Annotated in this window: 10 protein-coding genes; 4 read left to right on the top strand and 6 right to left on the bottom strand. The window is 62.9% G+C overall.

From position 1 onward, the window contains the following. Positions 1-12: 12 nt before the first annotated feature. Complete coding sequence (locus B0G82_RS08810) at positions 13-1,338, bottom strand: C4-dicarboxylate transporter DctA (protein ID WP_121307164.1); 1,326 nt, start codon at positions 1,336-1,338, stop codon at positions 13-15. A 229-nt stretch (positions 1,339-1,567) separates the two neighbouring features. On the opposite strand from B0G82_RS08810, the gene B0G82_RS08805 reads away from it, so the two are divergent. Beyond that, the gene (locus B0G82_RS08805) at positions 1,568-2,278 is read left to right on the top strand and encodes a FadR/GntR family transcriptional regulator (protein WP_121307163.1); all 711 of its coding nucleotides are present in this window, start codon (positions 1,568-1,570) and stop codon (positions 2,276-2,278) included. A 104-nt stretch (positions 2,279-2,382) separates the two neighbouring features. Here the strand turns inward: B0G82_RS08805 and gap are convergent, their stop codons facing one another. Together gap and tkt are read right to left on the bottom strand one after the other, a co-directional pair. Continuing rightward, a complete protein-coding gene (gap, locus tag B0G82_RS08800) occupies positions 2,383-3,393 on the bottom strand; it encodes a type I glyceraldehyde-3-phosphate dehydrogenase (protein WP_106285226.1) in 1,011 nt (336 codons plus the stop codon). A gap of 95 nt (positions 3,394-3,488) precedes the next feature. Further along, the gene (tkt, locus tag B0G82_RS08795) at positions 3,489-5,510 is read right to left on the bottom strand and encodes a transketolase (protein ID WP_106285248.1); all 2,022 of its coding nucleotides are present in this window, start codon (positions 5,508-5,510) and stop codon (positions 3,489-3,491) included. 279 nt (positions 5,511-5,789) lie between these two features. Between tkt and speE the strand changes: the two genes are divergently transcribed. The 3 genes from speE (at position 5,790) to B0G82_RS08780 (ending at position 7,950) form a co-directional block, all read left to right on the top strand. Then, on the top strand, positions 5,790-6,662 hold the full coding sequence (gene speE, locus B0G82_RS08790; protein ID WP_121307162.1) for a polyamine aminopropyltransferase: 873 nt from the start codon (positions 5,790-5,792) through the stop codon (positions 6,660-6,662). A gap of 114 nt (positions 6,663-6,776) precedes the next feature. Next, positions 6,777-7,190, top strand: a complete 414-nt coding sequence (locus tag B0G82_RS08785) for a VOC family protein (protein ID WP_106285247.1) — start codon at positions 6,777-6,779, stop codon at positions 7,188-7,190. 19 nt (positions 7,191-7,209) lie between these two features. Then, positions 7,210-7,950 (top strand): 16S rRNA (uracil(1498)-N(3))-methyltransferase, encoded by a 741-nt coding sequence (locus B0G82_RS08780; protein ID WP_116148248.1) that lies wholly within the window; start codon positions 7,210-7,212, stop codon positions 7,948-7,950. Between the two features lie 132 nt (positions 7,951-8,082). On the opposite strand, the gene B0G82_RS08775 is transcribed toward B0G82_RS08780, so the two are convergent. From B0G82_RS08775 to B0G82_RS08765, 3 genes are all read right to left on the bottom strand, one after another. Then, the gene (locus tag B0G82_RS08775; RefSeq protein ID WP_106285246.1) at positions 8,083-8,643 is read right to left on the bottom strand and encodes a barstar family protein; all 561 of its coding nucleotides are present in this window, start codon (positions 8,641-8,643) and stop codon (positions 8,083-8,085) included. A 16-nt stretch (positions 8,644-8,659) separates the two neighbouring features. Beyond that, a complete protein-coding gene (locus B0G82_RS08770; RefSeq protein WP_116139108.1) occupies positions 8,660-9,076 on the bottom strand; it encodes a ribonuclease in 417 nt (138 codons plus the stop codon). Positions 9,077-9,518: 442 nt separating this feature from the next. Continuing rightward, entirely contained in the window at positions 9,519-11,858 is a 2,340-nt protein-coding gene (locus tag B0G82_RS08765) for an NADP-dependent malic enzyme (RefSeq protein WP_012434352.1), read from the bottom strand. Positions 11,859-12,026: the final 168 nt, after the last annotated feature.

Raw genomic sequence — 12,026 nt, 5'->3', positions numbered from 1 at the left:
CGTTTCTCAGGTTCAGACAGCCGGAGCGTGCTCGCCGGCGACAGCGGGTTCGGCATCTTCACCGGCCGGGACGTAACGCAACGCCGCGTCGCGATTCAACACGCGATGCGCGCGCGCCCGGTCGATATCGTTTTCCCACACGGCGACCACCACCGTCGCCACGCAGTTGCCGATCAGGTTGGTCAGCGCGCGGGCAATACCGACGAACCAGTCGACTGGCAGGATCAGCACGAGGCCGAGCACGGGGATCGCCGGAATCGCGGACAACGTGGCGGCCAGAATCACGATTGCCGAGCCGGGAATGCCGTGCGCGCCCTTCGATGTCACCAGCGACACCAGCACCACCACGATCAGGTCATGCACCGACAGCGGCGTGTTGGTGGCCTGCGCGATGAAGATGACCGCGAGCGTGAGATAGATGGAAAACCCGTCGAGATTGAACGAGTAGCCGGTCGGAATGACGAGACCGACGGTCGAATCCTTCACACCCATCCATTCGAGCTTGCGCATGATCTGCGGCAGCACGGCGTCCGACGAGGCGGTGCCGAGCACAATCGACAGTTCTTCGCGCAGGTAGCGAATCAGCTTGAAAATGCTGAAGCCCGCGAGGCGCATGACGACGCCAAGCACGACGGCGACGAACACGAAACAGCTCACATAGAACACAAGCACCAGCATGCCGAGTTGCTTGAGCGACTCGACGCCATATGTGCCGGTGGTGAACGCGATTGCCCCGAGCACGCCGAGCGGTGCGAGCTTGATGATGAAGCCCATCACGCGGAAAAACACTTGCGACAGCTCGTCGATGAGGCTGCTCACGCGCTGCGCCTTACTGCCGAGCAGCGACAGCGCCGAGCCGAACAGCACCGAAAACACGAGGATTTGCAGGATGTCGCCGGTGGCGAACGCGTTGATCGCCGTGTCGGGGATGATCTTCAGCAGAAAGCCGGCGGTGTCCTTGAGGCTCTTCGCGTGCTCGGTGTAGGTCGAGAGCGAGGCCGGGTCCAGCGAGTGCAGATCGATGTTCATGCCGACGCCGGGGCGCGTGACGTACGCCAGGACCGCGCCGATCACGAGCGCGATCGTCGTCATCATCTCGAAGTAGATCACGGCCTTCAGGCCGACGCGCCCGACCTTGCGCAAGTCGCCGGCATGCGCCATGCCGCTGACCACGACACAAAAGACGATGGGCCCGATCACCATCTTGATCAGTTTGAGAAAGCCGTCGCCGAGCGGGCGCAGCGATTGAGCGAAATGCGGAAAAACGGCGCCGACCACGATGCCCGCCACTAGCGCTATGACGACCCGCCCAAACAGCGAATTGAAAAATTTCAACACGGCTTCCTCCTGGTTGCGATTTACATCTGTTCAGACTGGTCCGACCAGTACTGTTATCTCGAATAGTAGGAAGCCGATATACTGACGTCAAGGATTCATAGAACGGTGTTTACCCGCTGTTTCCGGAGCGGTTTCGGATCGGATCAGCGGTGGCGCGCAGCAAGCCACACGAGCGTTCAGAGCACGTACTACAATGCTGGTCAGACCGCGCCACCACAGTGAGACAACGATGAAAAACGTCCCGCATACCGTTACCGATGCCGCCATCGCGACCATCCGCGAACGGATCGAAGCGGGCGTCTATCCGGTGGGCAGTTTGCTGCCGGCGCAGCGTCAACTTTCCGAAGAACTTGCGATCAGCCGCGCGTCGCTGCGCGAAGCGCTTTCAACACTCGAAGCGCTCGGTTTGCTGGTGATTCGACCCGGCAAGGGCGTCTACGTGGAAAGCGCGCAGGCGTCGGCCGCGCATGCGTGGCGCTTCGCGGAGCAGTCGTCGCTGCCGGACACCTATCAGATGCGCTTCGCGCTGGAAGGCTTTATCGCGCGGATGGCGGCGCTGGCGGTCAGCGATTCCGACCTCGCCTGGCTCGAAGGCAACATCACGGCCATGCAAACAGCGCTCGCCTGCGACGAACTCGACGAAGCCGCCCGCCTCGACTACGACTTCCACATGCGCATCGTCAACATTGCCGGCAACGCGGCGATCGAATCGATTCTGAGCAGCAGTGCGGAAATCATGAAGGAAAGCCAGCGCATGCCGTTCTACCGGCGCGAACTGGTGCTGTCCACGTACAACGAGCATCGCGTGATTCTGGACGCGCTCAAGGCGCGCGATTCCGCCGCGGCCGGCAAAGCCATCGAGACGCATATCTCGAACGCAGCGCAGCGCGCCGGGGTCTATTTCCCGACGCCGCAGACGCAGACGCAACCGCAGGCATAGGCATAGGCGAAAAAAAACCGCTCCGAAGAGCGGTTTTTCTTTGCCCAGCCACCGCCGGCACGAAGCCGGCATTGCAGGGCGCAATGCGCGCAAGGCGCCGTCAGTTACTTCGCGTTGGCCAGCGCCACAGCCGTGTCCAGCATGCGGTTCGAGAAGCCCCACTCGTTGTCGTACCAGCTCGACACCTTCACCAGACGGCCCGACACCTTGGTCAGCGTCGCGTCGAACGTCGACGAAGCCGGGTTGTGGTTGAAGTCGATCGACACCAACGGTGCCTCGTTGTAACCGAGGATGCCCTTCAGCGAGCCTTCCGACGCTTCCTTCATGATCGCGTTGACTTCTTCGACCGTCGTGTCGCGCGCAGCGATAAACGACAGGTCGACCACCGACACGTTGATCGTCGGAACACGAATCGCGTAGCCGTCCAGCTTGCCGTTCAGTTCCGGCAGCACCAGGCCGACCGCCGAAGCCGCGCCGGTCTTGGTCGGGATCTGGCTGTGCGTGGCCGAGCGCGCGCGGCGCAGGTCTTCGTGGTACACGTCCGTCAGAACCTGGTCGTTCGTGTACGCGTGGATCGTGGTCATCAGACCGTTCACCAAGCCGATCTTGTCGTTCAGCGGCTTGACGAGCGGCGCCAGGCAGTTCGTCGTGCACGATGCGTTCGAGATCACCGTGTCCGATGCTTTCAGCACGTTGTGGTTCACGCCGTAGACGATCGTGGCGTCGACGTCTTTACCGCCCGGCGCCGAAATGATCACCTTCTTCGCGCCGCCCTTGATGTGCGCGCTCGCCTTTTCCTTAGTCGTGAAAAAGCCCGTGCATTCCATCACGACGTCGACATTCAGCTCGCCCCACGGCAGTTCGGCCGGGTTGCGGTTGGCCAGCACGCGGATCTTGTCGCCGTTGACGACGAGGTAGTCGCCGTCCACCGACACTTCGCCCGGGAACTTGCCGTGCGCCGTGTCGTATTGCGTCAGGTGAGCGTTGGTCTTGGCATCGCCGAGATCGTTGATGGCGACGATTTCGATATCGTGCTTCTTGCCGTTTTCATAGAAGGCGCGCAGCGTGTTGCGGCCGATCCGGCCGTAGCCGTTGATTGCGACGCGAATCGTCATGGTCTATCTCCTGAGGGCTGAAAAAATACGTCCAGGTTCGTCTGACTGACAGCGTTGCCGCGCGTTCGCACGCCAGCGGCAACGCTTGTTCAGGATCAGCCGAGGGCGGCTTTTGCCGTCTCCACCACGTGCTCGACGGTGAAGCCGAAATGCTTGAACAGCACGCCAGCCGGGGCCGATTCGCCGAACGTGTCGATGCCGACCACGCCGCCTTCCAGACCCACGTACTTGCGCCAGAAATCCGTGACGCCCGCTTCGATCGCGACGCGGCGCACGCCATGCGGCAGCACGCGCTCACGGTACTCGGCGTCCTGCTTGTCGAACACGGTGGTCGACGGCATGGACACGACGCGCGCCGCGATGCCTTCGCGCGCCAGCGGCTCGACTGCGTTCAGCGCCAGTTCGACTTCCGAACCGGTCGCGATCAGGATGACCTTGCGTGCGACGATTTCGTCGTTCCAGTCGCGCAGCACATAACCGCCCTTCTCGATGTTGGCGATCTGCGCGTCCGTGCGCTCCGAGAACAGCAGATTCTGACGGCTGAAGATCAGGCACGACGGGCCGTGGTGTTCGACCGCGTGGGTCCAGGCCACCGCAGTCTCAACGGTATCAGCCGGACGCCACACTTGCAGGTGCGGAATCAGACGCAGGCTCGCAACGTGTTCGACCGACTGGTGAGTCGGGCCGTCTTCGCCGAGGCCGATCGAATCGTGCGTGAACACGAAGATCGACGGCGCTTTCATCAGCGCGGCGACGCGCAGCGCGTTGCGGCTGTAATCCGAGAACGTCAGGAACGTGCCGCCGAACGCCTTGAAGCCGCCATGCAGCGCGATGCCGTTGATCGCGGCGCTCATGCCGAATTCGCGCACGCCGTAGTTGACGTAGTTGCCGGCAGCCTGGCCTTCGGCGTTCACGCGCACCGGCTTGGCGGCCTTCCAGTTGGTCAGGTTCGAACCGGTCAGGTCGGCGGAGCCGCCGAGCAGTTCCGGCAGCACGGCCGACAAAGCTTCGATAGCCTGCTGCGAAGCCTTGCGCGTCGCGATGGTTTCCGCGCGTTCGTTCGCGCCGGCGATGATAGCCTTGGCCTTTTCTTTCCAGTCGGCGGGCAGTTGCTTCGCGTCGCGACGCTTGAATTCCGCGGCTTCCTGCGGATATTTGGCTGCATACGCGGCAAACGCCTTGTCCCAATCGGACTCGTTGCGCGCGCCGGCTTCTTTCGCGTCCCACGCTGCATAGACTTCTTGCGGGATCACGAACGGCTCCCACTTCCAGCCGATTTTTTCGCGCGTGGCCGCGACTTCCTTGTCGCCCAGCGCCGCGCCGTGCGAATCGTGGCTGCCGGCCTTGTTCGGCGAGCCTTCGCCGATCACCGTCTTGCAGCAGATCAGCGTGGGCTTGTCGGATTGCTTGGCTTGCTTGATGGCCGCGTCGACCGCTTCGACGTCGTGGCCGACCACGTTCGGGATCACGTTCCAGCCGTACGCTTCGAAACGCTTGGGCGTGTCGTCGTGGAACCAGTGCACCACTTCGCCGTCGATCGAGATGCCGTTGTCGTCATAGAACGCGATCAGCTTGTTCAGCTTCAGCACGCCCGCCAGCGAGCAGGCTTCGTGCGAGATGCCTTCCATCAGGCAGCCGTCGCCGACGAACACGTATGTGTGGTGGTCGACGATCTTCGCGTCAGGCTTGTTGAATTCGGTGGCGAGCAGCGACTCGGCGAGCGCCATGCCGACCGCATTCGCCAGACCCTGGCCGAGCGGGCCGGTGGTCGTCTCGACGCCCGGCGTGATGCCGTATTCCGGGTGGCCCGGCGTCTTGGAATGCATCTGGCGGAAGTTCTTCAGCTCGTCGATCGGCAGATCGTAGCCGGTGAGATGCAGCAGCGAATACAGCAGCATCGAGCCGTGGCCGTTCGACAGCACGAAACGGTCGCGATCGGCCCACTGCGGGTTCTTCGGGTTGTGGCGCAGATGGCGCGACCACAGCGCCACGCCGATTTCCGCCATGCCCATCGGCATGCCGGGGTGGCCGGAATTCGCTTTTTGAACGGCGTCCATGGACAACGCGCGGATTGCGTTGGCCATCAAGGAAGTGGGTGCGGGAGACGGGGTCGTCATGTCGAGTCCGGAGACAGAGTCAGAAAGCGGTGCGCGCTTGAGTCCCGAATGCTCGAATGCCGGTTCACTTTGGCGCACGGTGCGGCGCCAGGAGACGCGAAACGGGCAGAGCAAACGGACAAGGCTGAAAGCGTGACATTCTAACAGAACGTTGCCCGCGCCCCGCTCCGAAAGCCGTCTGGCCCTGCGGCCCGATCCACCCGCCGAGCCCGCGCCGCGCGTCGGCCATTACAATTGCTCAACCTCGACCCACCTTGCTCCGGACGGAGCCCGCCATCCGTGAGCATTCCCTTGCTGTTCCGACCGAGTCCCGACGCCGTCTACGGATTTCCGCACGCGAAGCGCCTCGTGCGCGTCGATTCGCCGTATCAGCGGATCGAGGTTTGGGACACGCCGCAACTCGGCCGGCTCTTCACCCTCGACGGCCGTCCGATGACCTCCACCGGCGACGAGTTCATCTACCACGAGTGCATGGTGCATCCCGCCGCGCTGGCGCACCCGTCGCCGCAAGCGGCGCTCGTGCTGGGCGGCGGCGACGGCGGTGCCGCGCGGCAACTGCTGAGGCACCCGGACATTGGACGGATCGTGGTAGCGGAGCTGGACGCGCGAGTCGTAAGTCTGACGCGCGAACATTTGCCCGAGGTGCACGGCGGCGCATTCGACGATCCACGCGTCGAACTGATAATCGGCGACGCCGCACAATACGTCGAGGCAGCCGCTCCGGCGCAATTCGATCTCGTCGTGTTCGACCTGACGCCGCCGGACTCACCCGCCGCCGGTCTTTACACTCAAGCCTTCTACCAGCGGCTCAAGCGCGTCATGAGCCCGACTGCGGCACTCTCCGTGCACCTCGGGTCGCCCTATTTTCACGCCGAACGCGTCGCGCGCCTGCTCGACGACCTGAGCGCGGCCTTCGCCGTCGTCCGCACCATGAGCACTTTCGTGCCGCTATACGGCTCGCTGTGGATGATGGCGACCGCCAGCGACACGCTCGACCCCGCCGCCCTCACCGTCGATACGCTTGCGGACCGCCTGGCCGCGCGAGGAATCGACGCCCTGATGCACTACGACGCGGCCACGCACGCCGGACTGTTCTCGGCATCCCGCTCACTGCGAGATAAACTAGGTCAATTCTTAAAGCCAGCAAGCTAACGCGTGGGCAAAATGCACGGTTCCGTCGGACTGCGCTATCGGCATAACGATACGCAAACGTCCACCTGGACTCGCAGCACGTGCCCCGCCAACCCCATCGATCCGGAGAATCCCATGACCGCCTCCCGCCCAGCCGGTGTGCCCTGGTTGACCCCTTATCTGACGGTGCGCGACGCACATGCCGCGTCCGCGTTCTTCACAGCGGCGTTCGGCTTTGAAGTGCGTGACAGTGTCCAGGACGACGGTGTCGTCATGCATGTCGAGATGACCTATCAAGGCCAGTTGATTGTGATGTTCGCTCCGGAAGGCGCGTTCGGCTCGGCGGCGAAAACACCCAAAAGCGCGGGCGCAATCGCACCGCAATCGTTCTATGTCTATGTCGACGATGTCGACGCGATCTATGCGCGGGCGCTGGCCGCCGGCGCAAAGTCGCTGAGCGAGCCACAAGATCAGTTCTGGGGCGACCGCTTCGCCCAGGTCGAAGATCTGGACGGCTACCGCTGGGCGCTCGCTCGCCACCTTTCGTGAACCAATGAGTATTTTTCTGATGCCTCGCTTTTTCGTCGGTACGCCTCTCCAGCCCGAGGACGTCATGCCGCTCCCCGATGACGTCGTTCGGCATGTGCTCGTGCTGCGCCTGCAGCCCGGCGATTCGATCGTCCTTTTCAATGGCGAAGGCGGCGAATACAGCGCCGAACTCGTCGAAGTCGAACGGCGCTCGGCCGTGGTAAAGATCCGCGAATTCCGCGCTATCGAGGTCGAGGCGCCCTATCGCCTCACGCTCGCACAGGGCATTGCCGGCGGCGACAAGATGGACTGGCTGATCGAAAAAGCCGTCGAACTGGGTGCGTCCAGCTTCGTGCCGTTAACCACCACGCGCAGCGTCGTGCGTCTTTCCGGCGATCGCGCGCAGCGGCGCCATGCGCACTGGCAAGGCATCGTCCGGGCGTCGTGTGAGCAGTGCGGGCGCAATCGCCTGCCGGAAGTGATGCCGGTGCGCGAGATCGCCACCTGGCTCGGCTCGATGCCCCGCACGCCTGAAGAAGGCGACCTGCGCATTCTGCTCTCACCGCGCGCCAGCATCAGCTTTTCCGCGTTGCCCCCCGAACCGCCGAAAGGACGCGTGACTGTGCTGGTGGGCCCGGAAGGCGGCTTTTCCGCGACCGAGGAAGCAGCGGCGGCCGCTCACGGGTTTACCGCCGTCGGCCTCGGGCCGCGCGTGATGCGTACCGAAACGGCCGGCATCGCCGTTCTCTCCGCGCTGGCGGCCGGCTGGGGCGGCTGGTAAGCCGCTCGCCTGCCACGCCGGCCGTCTCGATTGAGGCAGCAAGCCGGCGTCGACATTCGCACCAAAAGCAAAGGCCCGCCAACTGGCGGGCCTTTGCTGTGTCGCCTCAACAGGCAACGCCCAAGCAAAAACTCAGGCGAACGAGTAAAACACCCGGAACGCCACTTTCCGCTCGGCCCAGAACTCCGCCGCTTCGCGGAACACGTCCAGCAGCGTCTCGCGGCCTTCCTTGTCGAACTTCTGGGCGACCGGCAACTGTTCGAGCACGATCACAAAGCCCGGCTGCGTACCCGCTTTCTGGACAAGATCGGTCAGGCAGTCGTAGAGCGCGTCGTAATTCTTGCCGAAATGCTTCGGAAACAGGAACGAGGTCGCGATGGTTTCGAGCACTTCCTGCTTGGACTGCGCGTTGGCGCAATACGCATAGAGAAAATGCTGGCCGAGCCGGTTGGCCTCGTCGGCGAGATCCTGCACGCGGAACGCGCGGATCGACTGTACGATGTTGGGTCGTACGGTCTTGAAAAGACTCATGGGCTCCTCGTTCGATGAAACCACAGTGCCTGCTTCGCTCTGGTTCTCGCGGCCCTGATCGCCGGCTCGCATCCGCATGACGCGTTGGAACAAATTGCCGTCGCCGGCCGCGAAAAGATCCGTCGCGACTCCGGAGTCGTGCGCGTAGACGTTGTCGCTCATGCCGTTCATCCCGATGTCATTCAACAATACGATTAAAACTGGTGTAGTGGTCGTCCGAGTAGTAACAATTGTCGGTTCGCTTCAGCGGACCTCCGCAGACGATGCGACGCGCCCCGCGATTACGTGAGCGAGGCGTGGGAACGGTGTATTCGTGGTAATAGCCGCGCCGATGGGCCGGCAGCAACCGTTCGCGATTGCCGAATACGATGCCGTCCTTCTCATACGGGTAAGGCCCGCCTGCGGCAATCAAGTTCAATGTATTGACCGCTTCGCGTGGCAACTGCGCCAGCGCGATGGTGCCCTGCAACTGCGCGTTCGCGTCGGCAGGTGCCGTGGAGTCGCGCGCAAACGCGCCAGGCACGGGGCCGGATAAAACGCACAGCGTAATAGCACCGATCAGCACGCCTTTCATGCGATGCCACTTGCGTGCCATGTATCAGGGTTCCCCGCTGTTAGATCACGAGTTTGACGACCATGAAAGTCGTAAGGGTATCGCTAATGGCCCCCGGAATCAACGCTCGCCGGGCCGGCGAAATCCTCACATAGGGCGCGAAATGGCCACCGGCGCGGCTTTGACGACTTTTGACAGAATATTTAGCTTAGTCAAGCTAAACTTTATCTCAATGTTGCGAATAGTGGTGGAAGCAGGCAGGTGGGGAGCGGATGTCGGGCCGCTTTGCATGAGGCTGCAAATAGTTCGATTCCCGAGGCAAGGGCAATGAGCCCATTAGCGTTCCGAGGCGGAATGTCTGCCTTGCCGTTTTTTCTGGGTGGCAATCCCCTGTTCACCCGAAGGCGTGCCCGTTGCGGGCGCGCCTTTTTTTTGCATGGCGCACGGCCTTCAAACCGGCGCCATGCTTCGTCTGGATCGCGGATTAACGGGCCGCGATCACATCCGCCACCAGCAGCGCCGTCATGTTGACGATCCGGCGCACCGTTGCCGAAGCCGTCAGCACGTGCACCGGCTTGGCCGCGCCCAGCAGCATCGGACCGATCGCGATGTTGTTGCCCGCGGCGGTCTTCAGCAGGTTGTACGAGATGTTGGCCGCGTCGATGTTCGGCAGCACCAGCAGATTGGCGTCGCCTTCGAGCGTCGAGTCGGGCATCACTTCGCGGCGCAGATTCGCGTCGAGCGCGATGTCGCCGTGCATTTCGCCGTCCACTTGCAGGTCCGGCGCGCGTTCGCGCAGGATTGCCAGCGTGTCGCGCATCTTCTGGGCGGTCGGCGCGTTGCTCGTGCCGAAGTTCGAATGCGACAGCAGCGCGATCTTCGGCTCGATACCGAAACGGCGTACTTCTTCAGCCGCCATGATCGTGATTTCGGCCAGTTGCTCCGGCGTCGGATCGACGTTCACGTGCGTGTCGACCAGGAAAATCTGGCGGTTGGGCAGCACCAGCGCGTTCATCGCCGCGTAGACCTTCGCGCCTTCCTTCTTGCCGATCACCTGATCGATGAAGTGCAGATGGCGATGCGTGGTCGACACCGTACCGCAGATCATGCCGTCGGCCTCGCCCTTTTCAACCAGCATCGCGCCGATCAGCGTGGTGCGGCGGCGCATTTCGAGCTTCGCCATCTGCGCGCTGATGCCCTTGCGCGACATCATCTTGTGATATTCCTGCCAGAAATCGCGATAGCGCTCGTCGTGGTCGGTGTTGACCACCGTGTAGTCCTGCCCTGCGATGAGACGCAGACCGTAGCGCGCAATACGCTGCTCGATCACCGCCGGACGGCCGATCAGGATCGGCTTGGCCAGCTTTTCGTCGACGATGATCTGCATGGCGCGCAGCACACGCTCTTCTTCGCCTTCCGCGAACACAATGCGCTTTTTCTCCGGCTCGACGCCACGCGCGAGCTGGAAAATCGGCTTCATGGTCGTGCCGCTGTGATACACGAACTGCTGCAGATGCTGTTCGTACGCTTCCATGTCCTCGATCGGACGCTCGGCAACGCCCGAGTCCATCGCGGCCTTCGCCACGGCCGGTGCGACCTTGACGATCAGACGCGGATCGAACGGCTTCGGAATCAGGTATTCCGGACCGAACGAGAGGTCCTGAATGCCATACGCCGTCGCGACGATGTCGCTCTGCTCCTGGCGCGCCAGTTCGGCGATCGCGTTGACAGCCGCGATTTCCATTTCCCGCGTCACCGTCGTCGCGCCCGCGTCCAGCGCGCCGCGGAACAGGAACGGGAACACCAGCACGTTGTTCACCTGGTTCGGGTAGTCGGTGCGGCCGGTGCACAGCACGGCGTCCGGACGCACTTCCAGCGCCAGTTCCGGCAGGATTTCCGGCGTCGGATTGGCCAGCGCCAGAATCAGCGGCTTGTCCGCCATCTGCTTGACCATGTCCTGCTTAAGCACCCCGCCGGCCGACAGACCGAGAAAAACGTCCGCGCCGCCAATCGCTTCAGCGAGCGTGCGGGCGTCGGTTTCACGCGCGAAGCGCTCCTTGTCCGGATCCATCAGTTCGACGCGGCCCTTGTAGACCACACCGGCCAGATCGGTGACGGTGATGTTTTCGAGCGGCAGGCCGATATCGACCAGCAGATCCAGACAGGCCAGCGCCGCCGCGCCCGCGCCCGAGGAGACCAGCTTGACCTCCTTGATGTCCTTGCCGACCACCTTCAAACCGTTGGTGATGGCCGCCGCCACGACGATCGCCGTGCCGTGCTGGTCGTCGTGGAAGACCGGAATCTTCATGCGCTTGCGGCATTCGCGTTCGACGATGAAGCAGTCCGGCGCCTTGATGTCTTCGAGGTTGATGCCGCCGAAGGTCGGCTCCAGCGCCGCGATCACGTCGACCAGCTTGTGCGGATCGGACTCGTTCAGCTCGATATCGAACACGTCGATGCCGGCGAACTTCTTGAACAGGACGGCCTTGCCTTCCATGACCGGCTTCGAGGCGAGCGGCCCGATGTTGCCGAGGCCCAGCACCGCGGTGCCGTTCGTGACGACGCCGACCAGGTTGCTGCGCGCGGTGAAGCGCGCGGCGTTCAACGGGTTTTCGACGATTTCTTCACACGCGAACGCGACGCCAGGCGAGTACGCCAGCGCGAGGTCGCGCTGGTTGATCATCTGCTTGGTCGGGGCGATCGCGATCTTCCCGGGGGTGGGGAACTCGTGGTAATCGAGGGCGGCTTCGCGGAGTTTGCTATTGACGGGAGTCGACATAAGGCGGGCTTCGGAGGGCGGATTAGAATAGACGTTCGACGGCATTGTAGCCCTAATTGCCGGCCCAATTCCTTCAATACGGGTACAACTGCCGCGACTGAAACATAGCGAAAGGCTGACGTGGCATGCTGTGGGCGGAACGCGACCCGAATCGGAGTTGCGGGCGGATCGAAGGTTTACCCTTCGTTCGCTCCGTACAATGCGCGCCGTTAG

Origin of the sequence: Paraburkholderia sp. BL17N1 (genome assembly GCF_003634175.1) — a bacterium.
GTDB lineage: Bacteria > Pseudomonadota > Gammaproteobacteria > Burkholderiales > Burkholderiaceae > Paraburkholderia.
This window is presented reverse-complemented; position numbering and strand designations above follow the sequence as displayed.

Bases quoted from the DNA above. Each gene is read 5' to 3' on its own strand.
- B0G82_RS08765 (WP_012434352.1), bottom strand. From the start codon at position 11,858: ATGCCGTCGAACGTCTATTCTAATCCGCCCTCCGAAGCCCGCCTTATG.
- B0G82_RS08775 (WP_106285246.1), bottom strand. From the start codon at position 8,643: ATGAGCGACAACGTCTACGCGCACGACTCCGGAGTCGCGACGGATCTT.
- B0G82_RS08805 (WP_121307163.1), top strand. From the start codon at position 1,568: ATGAAAAACGTCCCGCATACCGTTACCGATGCCGCCATCGCGACCATC.
- B0G82_RS08780 (WP_116148248.1), top strand. From the start codon at position 7,210: ATGCCTCGCTTTTTCGTCGGTACGCCTCTCCAGCCCGAGGACGTCATG.
- B0G82_RS08770 (WP_116139108.1), bottom strand. From the start codon at position 9,076: ATGGCACGCAAGTGGCATCGCATGAAAGGCGTGCTGATCGGTGCTATT.
- tkt (WP_106285248.1), bottom strand. From the start codon at position 5,510: ATGACGACCCCGTCTCCCGCACCCACTTCCTTGATGGCCAACGCAATC.
- B0G82_RS08785 (WP_106285247.1), top strand. From the start codon at position 6,777: ATGACCGCCTCCCGCCCAGCCGGTGTGCCCTGGTTGACCCCTTATCTG.
- gap (WP_106285226.1), bottom strand. From the start codon at position 3,393: ATGACGATTCGCGTCGCAATCAACGGCTACGGCCGGATCGGCCGCAAC.